At 66.1% G+C, this 18,573-nt stretch carries 16 protein-coding genes and 3 pseudogenes; 8 read left to right on the top strand and 11 right to left on the bottom strand.

Translation table 11 applies throughout. From position 1 onward, the window contains the following. Positions 1 to 7: 7 nt before the first annotated feature. The gene (locus ACXYX3_RS08915) at positions 8 to 919 is read right to left on the bottom strand and encodes a ketopantoate reductase family protein (RefSeq protein WP_458611442.1); all 912 of its coding nucleotides are present in this window, start codon (positions 917 to 919) and stop codon (positions 8 to 10) included. Between the two features lie 101 nt (positions 920 to 1,020). Here ACXYX3_RS08915 and ACXYX3_RS08920 point away from each other — a divergent pair, with 101 nt between their 5' ends. The 6 genes from ACXYX3_RS08920 (at position 1,021) to ACXYX3_RS08945 (ending at position 6,681) form a co-directional block, all read left to right on the top strand. Beyond that, positions 1,021 to 1,542: a DUF302 domain-containing protein gene (locus tag ACXYX3_RS08920; RefSeq protein ID WP_458611443.1), complete on the top strand. Its 522-nt coding sequence runs from the start codon at positions 1,021 to 1,023 to the stop codon at positions 1,540 to 1,542. Next, positions 1,526 to 2,686: an alpha-hydroxy-acid oxidizing protein gene (locus ACXYX3_RS08925; protein WP_458611444.1), complete on the top strand. Its 1,161-nt coding sequence runs from the start codon at positions 1,526 to 1,528 to the stop codon at positions 2,684 to 2,686. The genes ACXYX3_RS08920 and ACXYX3_RS08925 overlap by 17 nt, the downstream gene beginning before the upstream one ends. Before the next feature lie 17 nt (positions 2,687 to 2,703). Then, positions 2,704 to 3,810 carry an enolase C-terminal domain-like protein gene (locus tag ACXYX3_RS08930; RefSeq protein WP_458611445.1) on the top strand — a complete coding sequence of 369 codons (1,107 nt, stop codon included), beginning with the start codon at positions 2,704 to 2,706 and terminating at the stop codon, positions 3,808 to 3,810. Next, entirely contained in the window at positions 3,807 to 4,370 is a 564-nt protein-coding gene (locus ACXYX3_RS08935) for a TetR/AcrR family transcriptional regulator (RefSeq protein WP_458611446.1), read from the top strand. Before ACXYX3_RS08930 ends, ACXYX3_RS08935 begins: the two co-directional genes overlap by 4 nt. 51 nt (positions 4,371 to 4,421) lie before the next feature. After that, complete coding sequence (locus tag ACXYX3_RS08940; protein WP_458611447.1) at positions 4,422 to 5,513, top strand: NmrA family NAD(P)-binding protein; 1,092 nt, start codon at positions 4,422 to 4,424, stop codon at positions 5,511 to 5,513. A 226-nt stretch (positions 5,514 to 5,739) separates the two neighbouring features. Beyond that, positions 5,740 to 6,681: an NmrA family NAD(P)-binding protein gene (locus tag ACXYX3_RS08945; RefSeq protein WP_458611448.1), complete on the top strand. Its 942-nt coding sequence runs from the start codon at positions 5,740 to 5,742 to the stop codon at positions 6,679 to 6,681. A gap of 25 nt (positions 6,682 to 6,706) precedes the next feature. Here the strand turns inward: ACXYX3_RS08945 and ACXYX3_RS08950 are convergent. The 6 genes and pseudogenes from ACXYX3_RS08950 to ACXYX3_RS08975 all read right to left on the bottom strand — a co-directional run. Beyond that, positions 6,707 to 6,952: pseudogene (locus tag ACXYX3_RS08950) on the bottom strand (transposase); the annotation flags it as partial. Next, positions 6,941 to 7,620 (bottom strand): annotated as a pseudogene (locus tag ACXYX3_RS08955) (transposase); the annotation flags it as partial. The pseudogenes ACXYX3_RS08955 and ACXYX3_RS08950, both read right to left, overlap by 12 nt. Positions 7,621 to 7,713: 93 nt before the next feature. Continuing rightward, positions 7,714 to 8,193, bottom strand: a complete 480-nt coding sequence (locus ACXYX3_RS08960; protein WP_458611449.1) for a hypothetical protein — start codon at positions 8,191 to 8,193, stop codon at positions 7,714 to 7,716. Continuing rightward, entirely contained in the window at positions 8,190 to 10,310 is a 2,121-nt protein-coding gene (locus tag ACXYX3_RS08965; protein ID WP_458611450.1) for a hypothetical protein, read from the bottom strand. The genes ACXYX3_RS08960 and ACXYX3_RS08965 overlap by 4 nt, the downstream gene beginning before the upstream one ends. Next, positions 10,307 to 11,989 carry a hypothetical protein gene (locus ACXYX3_RS08970; RefSeq protein ID WP_458611451.1) on the bottom strand — a complete coding sequence of 561 codons (1,683 nt, stop codon included), beginning with the start codon at positions 11,987 to 11,989 and terminating at the stop codon, positions 10,307 to 10,309. The genes ACXYX3_RS08965 and ACXYX3_RS08970 overlap by 4 nt, the downstream gene beginning before the upstream one ends. Before the next feature lie 34 nt (positions 11,990 to 12,023). Further along, positions 12,024 to 13,550: a site-specific integrase gene (locus tag ACXYX3_RS08975; RefSeq protein ID WP_458611452.1), complete on the bottom strand. Its 1,527-nt coding sequence runs from the start codon at positions 13,548 to 13,550 to the stop codon at positions 12,024 to 12,026. Positions 13,551 to 13,608: 58 nt separating this feature from the next. Between ACXYX3_RS08975 and ACXYX3_RS08980 the strand changes: the two are divergent. Next, positions 13,609 to 14,058: pseudogene (locus ACXYX3_RS08980) on the top strand (HNH endonuclease family protein); the annotation flags it as partial. A 2-nt stretch (positions 14,059 to 14,060) separates the two neighbouring features. Here the strand turns inward: ACXYX3_RS08980 and ACXYX3_RS08985 are convergent. From ACXYX3_RS08985 to ACXYX3_RS09000, 4 genes are all read right to left on the bottom strand, one after another. Beyond that, the gene (locus ACXYX3_RS08985; RefSeq protein ID WP_458611453.1) at positions 14,061 to 14,330 is read right to left on the bottom strand and encodes a hypothetical protein; all 270 of its coding nucleotides are present in this window, start codon (positions 14,328 to 14,330) and stop codon (positions 14,061 to 14,063) included. Between the two features lie 55 nt (positions 14,331 to 14,385). Next, positions 14,386 to 15,801: a PepSY-associated TM helix domain-containing protein gene (locus ACXYX3_RS08990; protein WP_458611454.1), complete on the bottom strand. Its 1,416-nt coding sequence runs from the start codon at positions 15,799 to 15,801 to the stop codon at positions 14,386 to 14,388. Between the two features lie 118 nt (positions 15,802 to 15,919). Beyond that, positions 15,920 to 16,453, bottom strand: a complete 534-nt coding sequence (locus tag ACXYX3_RS08995) for a hypothetical protein (protein WP_458611455.1) — start codon at positions 16,451 to 16,453, stop codon at positions 15,920 to 15,922. 19 nt (positions 16,454 to 16,472) lie between these two features. Continuing rightward, positions 16,473 to 17,312, bottom strand: coding sequence for an aldo/keto reductase (locus ACXYX3_RS09000; protein WP_458611456.1), 840 nt, complete (start codon positions 17,310 to 17,312; stop codon positions 16,473 to 16,475). A 137-nt stretch (positions 17,313 to 17,449) separates the two neighbouring features. Between ACXYX3_RS09000 and ACXYX3_RS09005 the strand changes: the two genes are divergently transcribed. Continuing rightward, complete coding sequence (locus ACXYX3_RS09005; protein ID WP_458611457.1) at positions 17,450 to 18,553, top strand: alpha/beta hydrolase; 1,104 nt, start codon at positions 17,450 to 17,452, stop codon at positions 18,551 to 18,553. Positions 18,554 to 18,573: the final 20 nt, after the last annotated feature.

The following is an 18,573-nucleotide window of genomic DNA, read 5'->3' on the forward strand; positions in this document are numbered from 1 at the left end:
CCACGGCTCAGACTTCGGCGTTGTGCACCTGAATCCCCGCCAGCGCGGCATCGAGCAGCGGGGTCGCAAGCCCTGCGCCGCGAGCCAGGGCGGTCAATTCGCCCAGAACCGATGCTTCCACGCGACGGCCGGCCACGAGATCCCGGAACATCGACGGACCGAACGTCGACGTCCGATCGGTCAACGTAGCGCGCAGCGCGGCGCGTGACTGCGGGTCGAGGCCATGACCAGCCGTGTCCATGACGGCGGCGATCTCGTCGAGCAGCGTATCTGCGGTGGCGAGACCGCCCGGTGTGCGCGCGATGGGCCCGATCGTGGACCGCAGCAGACAGGTCAGTGCGGCCGTCGCCGTGATGAACGCGAACTTTGTCCACATCACCGCGACGATGTCGTCGCTGACGGTCGTGGTGACCTGCTCGACGGTCAGCGTGGTGGCGACCTCAGCGAGGCGGCCCACCGGACCGGAGTCGAGTTGGCCGATCTGAATGGTCGCACCGGGGCGGATCTCCTGGACCACCCCGGCGTCCAGCGAGGTGACCAGTTGCGCCGCGCCGCCGCAGACCCGGCGGGCGCCGAAGCGGGCGGTCAGCAGGTCCAGGTGCGCCACCCCGTTGACCACCGGCACGATAATGGAATCCGCCCCGAACGCGCCGGCAAAGTCGTCGATAGCTGCCGGCACGGCGTCGCTGCGCACCGCCAGAATCACCACATCGTAGGTCCGGTCCAGCATGTCCGCCGTGACCGCACGGACCGAGACGGACGTGGTCGTCCCATCAGCCGAGCGGATCTGGACTCCGGAACGCGTGAGTCTGTCCCGGGTTGCGGGATGGACCAAGAACGTCACCTCCCGCCCAGCCCGGGCCAATTGGGCCCCGATATAACCGCCCGTCGCGCCCGCACCCACCACCAACATCTTCATCTGCTACTCCGTCCGGTCAACCTCTATGACGATCATCATAGCCACCGCTATGACGGTTGGCATAGTCTGGAGGTACGACCCCATCCATCAAAGGAAAGATCATGAGCGACATCGACATCGACACGACCGAACACGCTATGACCCGGCTGAACATCCACACCGGGATCCCGTTCACCGAGTTCTGTACGGCGTTCGAGGCGGCCGCGCCGGCCTACGACCCGGCGGTCTTCGCGGACTGCCACACCTGGGCGAAAGTGGTCGAGACAATGCAGCGATTCGCCCCGCACGGCCTGACCGTCTACGCCCGACTGGATGCCACACCAATGCTGGCGCTGACCGGCACACCGGTCCGGTCGGTCGAATATCTCCTGGGCAACCACGTCATCGCCGAGACGATGTTCCGCCATGACCCGAATGCCCTGCTGTACGCGCCGCTGCGCGTGCTGGTGTTCAGCGATGAGCGCGGAGATGCGGTGTTCGCCATCGACCGGCCGTCGACGGTCTTCGCCGGGCTCGGCAACGACGCCATCAGCGAGACGGGGCAGCTGCTCGACAGCAAGGTCGCCGGCCTGCTTGATGCGATCGGCGTCACGATCGGTGCGGGTGATGACGAACTACGGTGACTATCAGAACGACATCTACCGCGGTGGGCTGCAGGGTCGGCTCCCGACCTACCCGGTGGACTATCCCTCGCTGGAACACAAAGCAGCACAAGCCCTCCCGGCCTCGGTGTACTCGTACGTAGCCGGCGGGTGCGGAGACGAGCACACCCAGCGCGCCAACGTCGCGGCGTTCCACCGGTACGCGCTGACCCCACGCATGCTGGTCGGCGCCGCCGACCGGGATCTGTCGGTCTCCCTGTTCGGGATGTCGCTGCCCACCCCGATCTTCCTCAGCCCGATCGGCGTCATCGGCTTGTGCGCCCAGGACGGGCACGGCGACCTGCACGCCGCGGAGGCGTCGGCGCGCACCGGCGTGCCGATGATCGCCTCCACACTGAGCCAGGACCCTCTGGAGGAAGTCTCGGCGCACACCGCGGACACCCCGACGCTCTTCCAGCTCTACCCACCCCATGATCGCGATATCGCGGCCAGCCTGATCCGACGCGCCGAACATGCCGGGTACCGGGCCATCGTGGTCACGCTCGACACCTGGGTCACCGGGTGGCGCCCCCGCGACCTCAACACCGCGAACTTCCCTCAACTGCGCGGATACGCCCTGGCCAACTACTTCAGCGACCCGGTGTTCCGGGCCCGACTCGCCCAACCACCCGAGGCCGACCCACCCGCGGCGATCGCCTACTGGAGTGCGGTGTTCGGCAACCCGCTGCGCTGGGAGGACCTGCAGTGGTTGCGCGAAGCCACGTCGCTACCGTTGCTGCTCAAAGGTATTCAGCACCCCGATGACGCACGCCGAGCCCACGACTACGGCATCGACGGCATCTACTGCTCCAACCACGGCGGCCGCCAGGCCAACGGCGGGCTGCCCGCGCTCGACGCGCTCCCGGCGGTGGTTGAGGCTGCCGGGGATCTGCCGGTGCTCTTCGATTCCGGCGTCCGCAGCGGATCGGATGTGGGCAAGGCGCTGGCCCTTGGGGCGACCGCTGTGGGAATCGGGCGGCCCTACGCCTATGCCATGGCCCTCGGCGGGGCCGACGCCGTGGTGGCGCTGTTGCGGGCGATGCTGGCCGAGCTGGATCTCTTGATGGCGGTCGACGGCTTCCCAACCCTGGCCGACCTGCGGCACGCCGGGGCGGGTCGGCTATGAACAGCGCCGAACCGCTCGTGACACACATCCGGACCCGCGGGGTGCTCGCCCCGCTCGACCGGCCGCTGCGCACCGCCGCCGGCAGTACCGACGCCGCACCGCTGGTCCTGGTGGACATCACCAGCAGTGCAGGCGTGGTCGGTCATGCCTACGCCTTCGCCTACCGCGCCGACCTGCTCGAAACAGTGACGTGCCTCGTGCGGAACCTGTCCGCGGCGCTGCTTGGCGACCCGATCGCCCCGCAGGCGGCGGCCGCCCGTCTTCGCGCGGGTCTGACGCTGCTCGGCACCGCCGGCTTGGCGCAGATGGCGCTGGCCGTCGTGGACACCGCGCTGTGGGACCTGCTCGCCCGCACGGCCGGCATGCCCCTGGTGCGGCTGCTAGGCGGTCACCCGCAACCGGTGCGCGCCTATGCCAGCTTCGGGATGGACGGCGCGGACTGCGCGGCCCGACTGGCCGTGACCGCTGCGGAGTCCGGATTCGGCAGTGTCAAGGTCAAGATCGGCTATCCCACCCTCGCGGAAGATCTGGCAGTGATCGATGCCGTGCGCCGCGAGGTCGGCGACGGCGTCGACATCATGGCCGACTACAACCAGGCCCTCACCGTGCCCGAAGCGCTGCGACGGTGCCGCGCACTCGACACCCGTGACCTTGCCTGGATCGAAGAGCCGGTGGCCGCGGACGATCTGGACGGGCACGCCCGCATCGCCGAGCAGATCCGTACACCCATCCAGATCGGCGAGAATGCTTGGGGGGCAGCCGGTATCAGTGACATCCTGAACCACCGAGCCAGTGACCTGGTGATGATCGACCTGGTCAAGGTCGGCGGCATCAGCGAATGGCTCACCGCCTCCGCGCTGTGCACAGCAGCCCGTGTCCCATACTCCGATCACTTCTATCAGGAGACCAGCGCGCACCTGATGGCACTCTCACCCGGCGCCCACCTGCTCGAGTTCTACGGCCCCGCCGACGCGATCCTGACCCAACCACTCACCGCCGTCCAGGGGCACGTTGTCCCCGGGGAAGCCCCGGGCAGCGGTGTCGACTGGGATGAAGCCGCGGTCACCCGGTATGCCCGATACGGATACGACGTCGGCTCCCCGGCGCGAAAGGTGCACACGTGAGCGACGACACCAAATCGCGGATGATCGCCTCGGCGATGTACCTGCTGGCCCGCGAGGGTTACCAGGGGACGTCGTTCACCGCGGTACTGGAGCACTCGGGTGCCCCGCGCGGATCGATTTACCACCACTTCCCGCGCGGCAAGGATCAGATGATCGCTGCGGCCCTCGATGCGACGCTGCGCCGGGGACTGGAACCGTTGGACGCCCTGCGCGGCAAGTCGTTGGCAACCGTGCTGCGCGGCATCTCCGATCACTGGCGCCACCTGCTGGAACGCAGCCAATGCCAGGCCGCCTGCCCGGTGATCGCCACTTCGGTCGGCGCGACCAATCCCGAACTGCTGGCGCACGTGGCGCAGGTGATGCGCCAATGGCGCGACCACTACCGAACAGCGCTCGAAGAGGCCGGCGTACCCCGCCGAAGCTCCGAACCGCTGGCGGCGATGCTGCTGTCCGGGTTCGAAGGCGCCCTGCACCTCGCGCGTGCCGAGGGCTCGATCGACGTCTTCGACCACACCAGTCGCGCACTGCGCCGCAGCGTCACCCTCGCCGCCGCGGCCTGACAGCCGAACCACCTGACCCACAACGCAATCCATTGGACTGGAGTGACTATCATGCCGAACTCACCGAGAATCTTCGTCATCGGCGCAACCGGTGCACAAGGGACACCCGTCGTGGCGGGGCTCGTCGCCGACGGGAAGTACTCAGTTCGCGCGCTGACCCGGGATGCTACCTCTGCCCGCGCAACCGCACTGACCGCACTGGGCGACGTGAGCCTCGTCGAAGGATCGTTCGCCGACGAGGACGTGCTCCGCGACGGGCTGCGCAGCTGCCACGGGGTGTTCGTCAACATCGATGGATTCAACACCGGCGAGAAGACGGAAACCTACTGGGCCATGCGCCTCTACGAGATCGCCATCGAGGAAGGTATCGAGTTCTTCGTGTATGGCAACCTCGACTACGTGACCAAGAAGACCGGCTATGACGCGCGGTTCCGCACCGGGCATTATGACGGAAAAGGGCGCGTGGGTGAGTGGATTCTGTTGCAGAACAACGACAACCATCAGCGGATGGGTGCAGCATTGTTCACCACAGGGCCCTACGTCCAGATGGCGCTGTCACCCAAGACGCCGATGACGCCGACCCTGGAGGACGGCATCCTCACCTGGCGAGTCCCGCTCGGAGGCGGGGCCGTCCCGCACGTCGCCCTCGATGACTGCGGTCATTACGTGCGGTGGCTCTTCGACAATCCCGAACGCGCGAACGGAATGGAGTTGGCCGTTGCGATCGAACAAGTCAGGTACGCCGACCTGGCGGCCGCCTTCGAGACGGTCACCGGTCACCCGGCCCGCTACATCGACACCGACCTCGACGACTACTGGCGCACTGGGCCGCTCGCGGCCCGCGCCGACAGTCCAGCCGGATACAACGCCGATCCCACCGACAAGAGCACCATGACCGTCCGGGAGAACTTCACCGGGTTCTGGAACAACTGGAAACACGAAACCGTCACCCGCGACTACGCGCTCCTCGACGAGATCCACCCACACCGGATACGAACCGTCGAACAATGGCTGCGACACGAAGACCAACGCGGACGCACCGACGGCAGAGGCACCCTGACCGAACGCGTATCACCCGAGAACTGGGCACATCAAATCCCAGTACTGAAAAACTCTCAAGACGGCCGACGCGGACGGCTCTAATCACACTCGCTCGCGCCTGCCACGTGACAGCCAGGTCCACCACCCTCCAGCGGTCACGACCGACGCCGACGTCACCCTCGCAACACCGACCCGCGCCGAGGGGCGGGCGAACAGTGCCACATGGGGGCGATGTCGCGCACCAGACCTTCTTCGACCGACACGAAACCGCACTGGCGCAACAACACTGAACCTCGACGACAACCACCACAAGACAAAGGAAACGATGATGGCGAACGGGAAATCACAACACGCTACGAGGATCCTGGTACTGGGTGCCAGCGGCACCGTCGGCGGCGGCGTCGCCGACGCACTCGACGCCACCGACGCCATCGCCGTGCGGGCCTCGCGCAACCATGACACCGTGGCTCTGTGGCTCCAGCAGGGTAAAGAGGCGGTATATCTCGACCTCGACAACCCCGACACATTCCCTGAGGCCCTGAGCGGCATCGACAGGGTGTTCCTGATCGCCGGCTACACCGTGAAGATGACCGAACAAGCCAAGACCATGGTCGACGCCGCCGAAGACGCCGGTGTCGACTTCATCGTCCACCTCGGAGTCTTCGGCAACGGACGATCCACCGATCAACACTTCGCCTGGCACGAGATGATCGAGCGCTACATCAAAGGCAGCGCCCTGGCCTGGGCCAACGTGCATCCACACGTCTTCATGGAGAACCTCCTCAGCGTCAACCGGCTGCAGCAGGGCGCGTTCGTCTGGGCCGCCGGCGACGTTCCCGTCGGCTGGGTCGCTGCCGCCGACATCGCCGCGGTTGTAGCCCTAATCCTTGCCGAGGGACCCACCATCCACGCCGGCAAGGACTACTACCTGTCCACAGACCTGCTCAACGCCACCGACGTCGCCGCGACCCTAACCCGAGCACTGCAGCGAGACATACCCGCCTTCATCCTCACCCCCGAGGACATGCGCAACCTGGTCCAGAGCGGCCAGGTGACACCACCAGACTTCTACGACGAGGCCTACGCGGTGAGCGCGCTGAACTGGCTGCAACAAACCTACGACGGCCGGATGAACTACTCGGCAATTACCACCGCCACCGTGGCCGAACTTCTCGGCCGCGAACCACTACACCTACATCGCTGGGCAATTGAGCATCGCGACCAACTCCTGGCCCAGCTCGGCTCGATGGCCAACGCAACGCAGAACTGACGCCGTTGGCTAAAAGGCATACTTCACGGTCACGGGGAGCTTCGATCTCGACGCCGCCGCAGGAGTCGGTGAGAACCGTCTTGGATCGGGTCGGTTGCGCGAGTTGCCACTTCCGTGACCAGCGGGGTCGTGACGGTCATACCCGAGGTGCCTAGAGAGTTTCTCATCCAAGGCGGTCTCGATGACCGTCTTGGTCATCGCCTTGAGCAGTCCGCGGGCCAGTGAGCGCGACGCCGGCTTCGCGGGCTTGGCGCACCAGATCCCGGGCCACGCGGTTGCGGAGATCGGTGAGCACGCTCATCCAGAACTTCGCGCCTTTACGGCCGGTGCCGGCCCACAAACCGAGGATGTCGCGTTCCCCGCCCAGGTTGGGTTTGGCCCCGATGGCGGCGTGGAAGGGCCACTTGGCGACTTGGCCGTCGAGGACCTCGAACCACCATCGCGTCTATGAAGATCGCCGCGTAGGGCGCATCCGGTGGCCGCACCGCCCAGTCGTTCATCTCCTGGATCACCTTGTTAGTGATCCGCTGATCGTCTCCTTGGACACCGAGGCACCGTAGATGTTGGCGAAGTGCGCGGAATCTCCCGAGCGGTACGCCCTTTGGCGTATTACGAAAACACCACTTCGTCGACCCACGGACAGCCGGCGCTGGTGCTGTTGACGATCTGCGGCCGCCCGATCCCGGGGCTCGTCGATCTCCACCGCGCCGGTGGTGTCGGTCAACACCGCCTTAGATCGGGTGCCGTTGCGGATGTTCCGTCTCCGAATCGGGCGTGACGTGTTCTTCATAGCCCAGATGCTCGGTCATCTCCTCGTTGAGAGAGGTTTCGAGCAGGTTCTTGGTGAGCTGTTCTGAGCAGCACATCAGGTCCGGTCAGAGACAGTCCCTGTTCTTGGCACAGCCGGACCAGCGTGACCGCAGGTTCTGCTGTGCGGACTGCTGAACCGCCTTCTTCTTCGCCACTCCCAGTGTCGTCATCACGGCACCTTTGTCGCGAGCGTCGCTCAGCGTGTTAGTGCCGGAAACACCACTATTTCCACAGTCCCTCTTCCTCTTTCGAAGCGTACGGTGTGGTCGTGCGGTGCGTCGTGTCGACCGCGCGTAGGCGGGTGACGGCGCTGCTGTGTTGCGAATTCTCCACGGTAAGAATGTGAATGGCCCGTGCGTACGCTTCTGCGGTTGCCTTCCATTTGCGGCGTTGGGCATTGGCTTCGGTGAGTCGTCGCTTCAGGTCTTCGATCTCGGCGCGGAGTTGGTCGGCGTCGTGTTTGACGGGATTCTGATGGTGGTCGCGCAGCTGATAGAAGAGGTCTTTGAGCTCGACGTGTTTGTGAGTGAGGTGGTGGCGCTTGAGCCCTGATTCGATCGCGACGGCGGTGATGGTGAGATCGCCGGGTGTGGCGATGACGGGTCGCCCTGATAACACCCGCACCATCGCCGCCAGTAGGCGTGCGACCACTTCGCCGGATGCATCAGGCGCGTTCGCACCGTCCGGTTCTGCCGGGCTCATTGTTCGTCGTCCTCGTGTCGCGTCCCGGCGACCGTTTCCGGCGCCGTGATAGCGCTAGCCTCGTGTGCGCCGATGGTCGCTTCGTAGTCTTGGGCACGAAGGGTGAGTCGGTGAGCAATGGGCTCTGGCGTCATCGGGTTGGCGGCCTCCTGATGGAGTCGATGCGCTTCGGCCCGCAGGTCGTTGATCTGTCGGTCCGTTCTGGCGATGTTGGGGCACGAGGCTACGCAATGATCGAGTCGTGGCTCGGTGCTGGGGCGCAGCGGCTGCGCGCAGGCCGCCCGGTCGGGATAGAACAGGCAGGTCAGATAGCGCTGCGGATTGTCATACACGCGTAGCGTGGTGTCGCGCTTGACGCGTTTTAGTTCTGCGGCGGAGAGAAACGTCGTCGAGAACTTCGGTGCCCGTTCCAAGGTGGAGATCAGCCGCTGTGCTGCCGGCCCGGAGACTCTCGGACTCACCGCGAGATCGGAGCGGGTGCGCTCGATGGAGTCGACAATGGCTTCGAGGTGCTCGGAGTCCATCATGGAGGCGAATCCGTCTGTTTTGAGGCCGGTGTAGCCCTCACCCTCGCGGATCGTGAGGTGGCCGTACTGGATGGCCAGGGCGATCTTGCCCTGTGGCAGGCGGCGAATGTGCCAGGCCAGAGTCCGGCGGAAGCGGCGCAAAGTGATCGCCCCGGCCGGGTCGGCGGGGATCTTGTAGGCGTCTGGCAGGCCTAGACGTTCGCCGATCGCGTTGGCTGTGGTTACCAGTGTCGCGATCCGCTTGGAGGCGTTCACCGGGTCGAGTGCGTGATCGTCGTTGCGCCACATGGAGAAGAGGAACTTCTCGTTGGGGAACGCCTTCTCGACGGTGGCGATGGCAGTCGCGACGGGTTTGATCGTGGCCCATGTGCGTGCGACGCCCTCGGGATCCGACTTGCCGTCGCGGCGAACGCGCTTGTATTTGCGTCCGTTGATCGTGTAGACGACGGTTCCACCGTCTCGGGAGGTGAGGCAGCATCCGGGTTCGAGCGCAAGCGCCTCGTGCGGGCGCATGCCGGTCAGGTAGCACACCAGCACTAAGCAGGCGGCTTGAACCGAGCGCTGCAGCGCTATCAGATCCCGGTAGTCGATGTACTCACACCACGGGGCACCGTCGATCGTGGCGGTGATGGGGCTGCCCACTGGGCGCGGGGCGTTCAGATCAAGAGTGAAGTCGTGGCCGACGTCGCGCAACGCCCGTGATAGATCGCTGGGATTCATGTTGTTGTGCAACGCGCTTAGGTACTGGACATCCCAGCAGGGCTGGCCCTGGTACATGCGAGCGGGCAACGATTTCTTTCCACTGTTGATCCATTCATGAACCAGACCTATCGCGCGGATCGTCGCGTCGAGTGTCTCAGAGGGCGGTACCTGAGCCAGGCGCTCGTTCCACCATGTGGTGGCGGCGGCGATGTCGTCGGCCATGGTCAGGAAGCGCTGTGCCCACAGCAACAATGGGGCCATCGTCGCCGGATGGATGATTCGCGTGCGGTTCTCGCCTCGCCGGTCTTGTGCGAGCAGTTCGTATCCCGAATCGTCGTCCCATGGCGGTGCGGGGATTGCGTCCTCGGCCGGCAGGTGCGGGGCGTGGGCCCATAGACGGGTCAGTGAGCGCAACGTGCGTGACTTGGTGCCGGCGCCGATGTCCTTGTTCTGGAGGTGGCTGACGAAGTGCTCGAGGTCGCCGGTGGTGAGTTGGCTGAGCGTCTCGAACCCGCTGTCGTCGACCCACTGTGCGAAGTTCAACCAGTCGTACATGACGGTGGTGCGGATGGTGCTGGCGCTGAACCACTCGACGCCGCTACTTCCGGGACGATTGATCGTGTACTCGGGTGCCTCGGTGTTGATGAGCAGCCAGGCAGCACGACGGAACGCGCCCTGAAACTTCTGCGGGAATCGCGTCCAGGTCAGCACGCCGGGCTTGACGGCGGCTGGCGACCCCATCGCGGCCAGCGGCCACCGCGCATCGCTGTATCGGGCAACGGCTGCGGCGGGGTCGTGTACCCGCTGAGGCTCGATGGATGGCGATTCCGGTTGGTGGTGCCGGATCTGCTGGGTCGTCACCGACAGCGGTGATGTCTGTTTCGTCATGCGGAGAACTCGCCGCCGAGGAGCCGCTTGACGAGCGCTCGGTCGCTGTCGGGAGCGTTGGACAATGCCAAGCCCCGCTCAGCGGCGGTGGTGTTGCGTTCGAGTACTAGCGATAGGCGTCGGTAGTGAACGTCCCAGCGGGCGCTCCATTCGTCGTTGGTCAACGTGCTGCGAAGTTCATCCAGAGCAGCGTGCAGCACCATGAGTCGGCCAAGGTGTCGGGGCGTAGCGATTGAGTTGGCGCAGCTGAGGCAGTCGAGAAACGAATCGGTGCAGGTTTCCTGAGTGTCGGGGTGGTGGTGATAGTCGGTGCAGGCGGCGATGGCGGTATCGGCTTTGGCCGATCGAACGCGTTCGTCGACTGATTGCTCGGCGACGATCCGTAACTGTACGTATTCCTCGGCGGCCAGTAACGCTGAATTCAGACCCTGCTCGATAACCGGGCGGACACCGTCACGCGTACCAGCGTCGTTGAGCACGTAGACGTCGTCGTGGGTGGCACGGGTGTTCTGCGTTGGGCTCCGGTCGAACAGCACCTGGCGCGTGCGGCGCAGACGTTGAAGTGAGATGGGATTGATTGGTGCCCAAGGCGATCGGGACCGAACAGTACTCGTCTTTGGGAAGTCGAGGGCGAACCGATTGTCTGCGGTGTACCCCTTGTAGCGCCCGTAAACGATCAGCCGGTCCGTTGGCTGCCCGATCGACGCCAGAACGTCTCGGGCAGGGTCGGTGGCGTCCCGAACCCACTTGATCGCGCGGCCCGCTTCCGAGGTGGGCGCCACGATGAACGTGTTGGTGCTGTGCCGATGGGGGCCGCGACGGGGTTTGTCTATCCTCATCGTGAACACGTCCACATCCTCACCGGCGCCAGCGGTGGTGTCTGGGATGGCCATCTCCTGAGTAACGGATGGGTTCCAGCCGGTCTCGGCGGTCAACAGCACCGTGCATGCCCAGGCTTCGTGCGGCGTGAGGAACAACTGCGCTTGGGCATCGCGGCGAAGCGGCTGACCGCGTTGCCAGGCGGACAGCTGCTTGCAGACATCCACTGAAATGGCCATGCCATAGTAGGCGAGCTCGTCGAGAGCCCAGCCGACCCCGTCATCCTGCTCGCTTGAATGCCCGCTGCGGTAGCGATACAGGATCTCATTGTTGGCGGCTATCCTCTGTGTTGCCTGATGAACGATCTTCCTTGCAGCTCTGCGTATCTGGCGGAAATCGTCGCGAGAGTACGACTCCTGCGGTCTCGGCGCACTCTTGCCGGTGCGACGGGCCAACGCCGCGTTCAGCGACTCCTGCAAGTCGGGGACGGCAAGCAAGATCTGACGCATGATCCGTAATCGATTGGCGCCAGCAGCAGTTGATGCACCACCGTTGTGCAGGATCCACCGCATCCATAGAGCACCGTCAACGGCGGCGATGGACTCCGGCTGCTCACCCACGTCATCGAGCCACCGCAGGAAGAACGATACCGAGTCTCGGGCACCGAGCACGGTGTCGATGGAGCGCCACCCGCCGCGTGGTCCGTTCAGCCGTGCCATGGCGGTGATGAGGTCGAGCTTCAACCGGTCAGACCCCGGCAGTCTCTCTAGGCTGACGACCGCGTGCTTCGTGCCGTTCTCATTCGACGCGGTGAAGGAAATGCCAGATTCGTCAATGGCATTGACAGGAACGTCGAACACACCGGGTGGCAGGATCTCAGCGCGACTTCGTCGGTTAGCCATGGGCCGTCTGCCCGATGTCCAGGACGCGAGGGTCAAGCAGAGCCAGCCCGCCCAGCGCCCGCTGCATGTCGCTCTCGCCGATCAGTGATCGAAGCCGGACACCGTTCAACGGTGCGAGATAGCGCTCCCGGGTGGTGCTTTCATGCCGGTGTCCCAGAAGATCTCGCACTGTCTCCCAAGCCATACGATAACGCTCCTCGTTGTATCCGTCGCTGGGGGTATGGCCCGCGCGGGTGTCGATGGCGTGATGCAGCGCTATGAGCATGTACAACGCAAACGAGTGCCGAAGACTGTGCGGACTGAGCCGGGGAGCTCTGGTCTTGGCGTCCATGTGACCATTCGTGCGGGCTCGCTGGAACGCGCCATGCACTCGATCGTTGCCGTCTGACATGACGTCAGACCAGGCAGCCACAGGAAGCGGCATCCCTGACTCCGACAGCCATAACCAGAGCGGTTCGGGGCCGTTCTCACCGTCGATGAACAGACGTCGACGGTCCGCAATCTCGATATCGTCGTGTGAACGCCATCGGCCCGAGTGCTTGAGTTTTATTGTGTCGGAGCCAATTCGGACTTCCGTCACCATCAATCGGGGGGTGTCGTTGTATCGTCCCGTCCGCTGGGCCCGATCTATCGAGGCCATCCTGGAAGTGCGGACGTAGCTGTCTACCAGCGACGTTGCGTCATCGAACAGATACCACATGCGCGGATGGCGACCCTTTGTGATTGCGGCAGGCAGGTGCGCCTCGTTAAGTCCAGCAGCGTGAGGGGAACTCGCCGGCAACTCGAGGGTCAACAACGAGGCGCCTTCAGTGATTCGCAGGCCAGACGAAAACAACAAATCCGCCATTGCCCTGTTGCGCAGAGAGTTTCGGCCGCGAAAGGAGGGATCGCGAACACCTTCAAGGGTGTAGCCCTCGATACCGACACTTCTCCAGAGCCGATACGTCCGGGGCGTCACCCACTTGACCCGTTCTGCAACTACATTGCGAGACCGCACCGGGGAACCCTGGGTCCTAATCGAGCGCGGTGACGCCAAGAACTCGCGTTCGACCGGATTGAAGGGAACGTGTGCGCGGGAGCGGTGCGAAGCCCACCTGTACAACAGCGTGATTGCCGCCAGTTCTCGATTGATCTTCGACCCACTCACGGCCTTTTCATTCACGTCACGACGCGAGCGCCACAACCAATAGGTATCGACATCAGACGAAGAGGCGTCGCTCCACGTTTTCCCCCGAGAAGCCAAGTATTCTAGCCACATTCGAATATCGCTTGCGTAAGAGGTCCTGGTCGAGAGACTGAGTCTGGAAAAGTGTGGAGACCTGAAGAACTCAGATAGCCGAATATCGCATCGACCATCGGGATCTATCAGGATGGGGACATTACGGCCGATGTCGGACGCGAGCTCGCGCTCAGCAAGATCGGTGAACCCCGCCAGCAACGGGTCGAGGCCGATGTCCAGCGGCGAGCCGTTGGTCCATACAAGTGTCCAGTCGGTTCTCACATCTAGCGGTTCTGTCACCGTCGCAGAGTAGGACCTGCCGCCACAAAATCGCCGTGCAACACGGCAAAATCCTGAGGAAACGCGAAACGACATCCTCGAACGGGACCTGAGTGAGAAGACGTACGTGGCGATCAAACGGTGCCCCACAGCGGTGGCGACCGGCACCCTGCTCGACCCCTACACCAGCACGGTCGTGGCCTTCACTCGCGGCAATCAGATCGGCGCGGCGGTCCAGATCGACCACATCGTGCCGCTGGCGCTGGCCTGGGATCTCGGGGCCCGCGGGTGGCCGGACGATCTGCGCACCCGATTCGCCAACGATCCGGCCAATCTGCTCGCGGTCGACGGGCCGGCGAATCAGGACAAAGGGGACAAGGAGCCCGCGCTGTGGATGCCGCCGAACGCGGCGTTCCACTGCCAGTACGCGATGCAGTTCATCGCGGTACTGCGCGGGTACGGGCTACCGGTCGATGCGCCGTCGGCGCCCGTGTTGCGGTCCGCGGCTGCCACCTGCCCCACCGGCTGAGGTCATGAGGTGGAGCCGGAACCTGTTCCGGCGCGGTTGAACTGACCAGGGCCGGTCACCGACGGATCCCAGGGTCCGCCCGACGAGGGGCCCGAGGTCCCACCCGTCGTCGATGACCAGTCGCAGTGATACGAACCCCACGCGAACGGTCCCCAGCAGCCGGGGTCCCACGGCTGCTGGGCGACAGTTCGCTCTCCGGCCGCGCAGGGCAGCAGCGCCGCACCGATCGTGACCGCGGCGAGCGCGGTGGTGACGAGAACCCGTGTCGACATGATGGTCCCTTTCGCCCGAGCGTGCTCTCATTCCACCGCGTCGCGGCCGCCTGCGCTAGAGGCTTTTGACCGCCACCCGTCGTTTCGTCACTGCGAGCAGGACATCGATCAGCACGAAGCCGGCCAGGGTCGCACCCAGCAGCGGCAAGAACCACCCGACGGCGAGGGCACCGGCAACGACGACCGCGGCGACAGCGGGATGGACCGCGCGCAGGCCACCCCTGGTGGGTGGCCGCCCGAGTGCCCACGCGGAACCACGAGTCGGCCTGCGCTGCCACCACATTCGGTATCCGCGCGCGATGACGGTCAGCAGGCCCACCGCGACAGCGAAGAGCAGTAGCTGGTTGAGTACGCCGAACAGGAACCCCATGTGGGCCCGGATGCCCCAGTCGGCGAGCTTCGCCATGGTCGAGTAATCCCGCCAGTAGTCGACGACGCTGCGCACCGACAGGTCGCCGGGGTCCACCGCGGCCGCGTTGGTGGTCCAGCGGAACGGCGCGTCGACCTCCGTCACCGTGGCGGCCTGACCCGGCTCGGCGGGCATCGTGATCTCGACCGGCGCCACCACGCCGTGCGCGGCGGCCGCGCTCACCACGCCGGCGTAGTCGAACTCGCCGACATCCGGCGATGCACCGGTACCGTCGGCCATCCCGTGATGCCCGGCGTGGGGATCTGCTGCTGTCGTATCCACCTGCGGCCGTTGCCAATCGAACGCCGCGCGAATGTCGGTGACGTGAGCGCCGGCGTACGTCGACCACGTGATGCCGGTGGCGGACAATAACAGCAGGCCGCCCAGCAACCAGATGCCCAGCACTGCATGCCAACTCATCGTCCGGGATCGTCCGGTGGAGGAGCGGTCCAGGCCGAGGATGCGGCCGCGGCGGCCGCGGCGCCGGTCCCGCGCGGCCTTGCTCACCCACAGCGCGGTACCGCCGAGCGCCACCACCCACAGCCACGACGCGGCGATCTCGCTGTAGATGCGGCCGGGTTCGCCGAGCTGCAGATGGCGGTGCATGCCGTCGAGCCACGTGCTGACGGGCAGGTATCCGAGCCACGTCACCTGCTCGCCGCGCACGACGCCGGTGCCGGGGTCGACGAAGACGGTGCGTGAGTGATCCTGTGGCAGCGACGGATCGGTGAACGAGACGCGGGTCGTCTCGCCGTCGGAGGCTGCCGGGCGGACGGCGGCGACCGTGAGATCCGGGTGAGCGGCCGCAGCGCTGCGCACCTGCTGGTCGAGGGGGATCGCTGTATGCGGCTCGACGGTGAGGAGGTCGCGGTAGACGACGCGCTCGATGCTGGGTGCGAGCGCGTAGAGGGCGCCCGTGACCGCGGCGACGATCAGGAACGGCCCGACGAGGACGCCGGCATAGAAGTGCAGACGTATCAGCAGCGGGCGCCAATCGTGCCGGGCGGGTGGGGGCGGGACAGTGGGGGACAGGGGTTCGACGGTGTCGTCGGACAAGGTCATGACGATGCTTTCGGATCAGCGCAGTGCATGCGCGGAAGCTGGGGAGCCGCGCTGACGGATCAGCGCGCAACGGACACGCACGTGGCGCGTCGGTGAGGTGAAGAGACGAGGGTGGCCGCTAGCCGGCCGGCGACAGGCGCAGCGAGACAGCAGGCGGGGCCCGCATACCCGTTCCGCCGATCGGGACGGGCCGGGGCCGTGCGACGGCGGCGCGATACCGGATGCGGGGTGCGGATGGCCGCGGCGCCCGCATGGCGAACAACCGCAGCCAGCACAGAACGGAAACGCAGACGGCATAGAGGAATTCGACGGAGGTGATCGCCGCGGCCACCAGCAGCGCGGCACCGAGGTGCGCCGCGGCCATCGACCACCCGAGCGTGCCGTGGTGATGTCCGGCCAGCGTGAGCGCGAGGTGACCCGTCAGCTGCGCGCCACACAGAGCCGCCGCGGTCACGGCGTACGCCCCGCGGTCCGACCGCGCCGAGCCGGCGAGCGCGCCCGCGGTGAGGCAGATCAGCAGGACGACGACGAGCGCGGGACCACGGGGGAGGCCGCCGCCGGCGGCGCCGTGCGCACCCGCGGTCGTCAGCGCCGAGGCCACCGCGATCAGCGCGCCACGAAGCCGCCGTGCGCGTGCCGCGGGCCTGTTCACGCCAGCACCCTATCGCGGGCTAGGAACCGGTGTAGGTCTCCGGATCCGGACGGAAGCGGGTTCCGTCGTTCAATCCGTTCAGCGACGTCATCTGCTCGTCGGTGAGCTCGAAGCCGAACACGTCGATGTTGGCCTCGATGCGCTCGGGAGACGACGAGCGGGGGATCACGATGTTCCCCAGCTGGATGCTCCAGCGGATCAGCACCTGCGCCGGTGTCCGACCCTGCGCCTCGGCGATCGCCGCGACCGCGGGGTGCTCCAGGAGCCGGCCGACACCGAGGGGGCCGTAGGCCTCGGTGGCGATGCCGTGCTCGGCGTTGACCGCCCGCAACTCCGCCTGATTGAGCAGCGGGTGCAGCTCGATCTGATTCACCGCCGGGGTGAAGAACGACAGGCTGATGATGTCGTCGAGGTGGTGCTCGTGGAAGTTGCAGACCCCGATCGACCGGGTGTCGCCGACCTCTTTGGACTTCATGATGCCGCCCCAGCTGTCGACGTACTTGCCCTCCTCGCCGGCCGGCCAGTGAAGGAGATAGAGGTCGACGTAGTCCAGGCCGAGCCGCTGCAGGCTGGCCTTCAGTGCGTCCTGCGACGACTGGAAACCGAACTCCTCAGGGGACAACTTCGTGGTGACGAACAGCTCCTCGCGCGGCACGCCCGAGGCCGCGATCGCGCGTCCGACGGCCGCCTCGTTGCCGTAGGCGGCGGCGGTGTCGATGAGGCGGTAGCCCGCGTCGAGCGCCGACCGCACCGATCGCTCGGTCTCGGAATCCGTCAACTCGCCCACACCGAGACCGAGGACCGGCATCGTGTTGTCGTCGTTGAGCGTGACGGTGGGAATTGCGGCCGCCGAAGTCATGTCACCTTCTTTGCTGAAGTGGGTCGGGCTTGGGTTTGGCGAGACTGACTATATTGCCGCAGTATTACCCCGCCTAATCAGCGCCATGCCGTACGGCCTGCGCGCGAATGCGGTTCCACCGGCGAAAGGGCCAAGCCATGACCGACACGCTCACCCCGATCGGGCGGCCCCGGGTCCGCCGTCGTGACCTGGTGGTCAACACGATCGCGGGGATGACGCTGCGCAGCCTGCCCCGCATCCCCGAACCTGTGAAACGGGCCATGGTGGGCGGGCGGTCGATCGTGCTCGACGGCAACACCCTGGACACCACCCTGCAGGTGATGCTGGCCGGACAGAAGGCCATGGGGCTCGAGGGGCTGGTCGCCGATCACATCGGCGGCGACGTCGCGGCGGCGCGCGCGCAGCTCGAACTGCTGTCTGCGAGCTTCGCGCGCCGCATCCCGGTGACCCAGGTGAGCGACCTGACGGTGACCGGGGCGGCTGGGCCCATCCGTGCCCGGCACTACCGCACCGCCGAGCCCGGGGCGCCGCTGCTGGTGTTCTTCCACGGCGGGGGCCATGCCATCGGCAGCCTGGACACCCATGACGACCTGTGCCGGGAGATCTGCCGGTCCGGCGCGGTCCACGTGCTGTCGGTGGATTACCGGTTGGCGCCCGAGCACAAGGCGCCCGCCGGCGCCGACGACGCGTATGCGGCGTATCTGTGGGCCCGGGACAACGCCGCGTCCCTCGGCGCCGACCCGCAGCGGATCGCGGTGGGCGGGGACAGCGCGGGAGGCAATTTGTCGGCGGTGGTGGCGCTGCGCGCCCGTGCCGACAACGCGCCGCAGCCCGCGCTCCAACTGCTGCTCTACCCGGTCACCGATCACGGCGCCCAGACCCGGTCGCGCACCCTGTTCGCCAACGGGTTCTTCCTGACCCAGCGCGACATGGACTGGTTCACCACCCGGTTCCTCGACGGTGCCTCGGTCGGCGGTGACCACCCGGATGTGTCCCCGCTGCTCGCCGACGACCACTCCGGGCTCGCGCCTGCTCTCATCGCGACCGCCGGTTTCGACCCGCTGCGCGACGAGGGCCGGCACTACGCCGAGGCGCTGCGCGCGGCCGGCACCCCGGTCGACTACCGCGAGTACGGCTCCGTCGTGCACGGGTTCGCGAATTTCTTCACCCTCGGCGGAGCCAGCGCGGCGGCGACCGCCGACGTCATCTCGGCGATGCGGGCACATCTGAGTCGCGTCTGACCCTCCACGGACGAGGGCAC

The organism is Mycobacterium sp. Panama NTM2, from assembly GCF_054355555.1.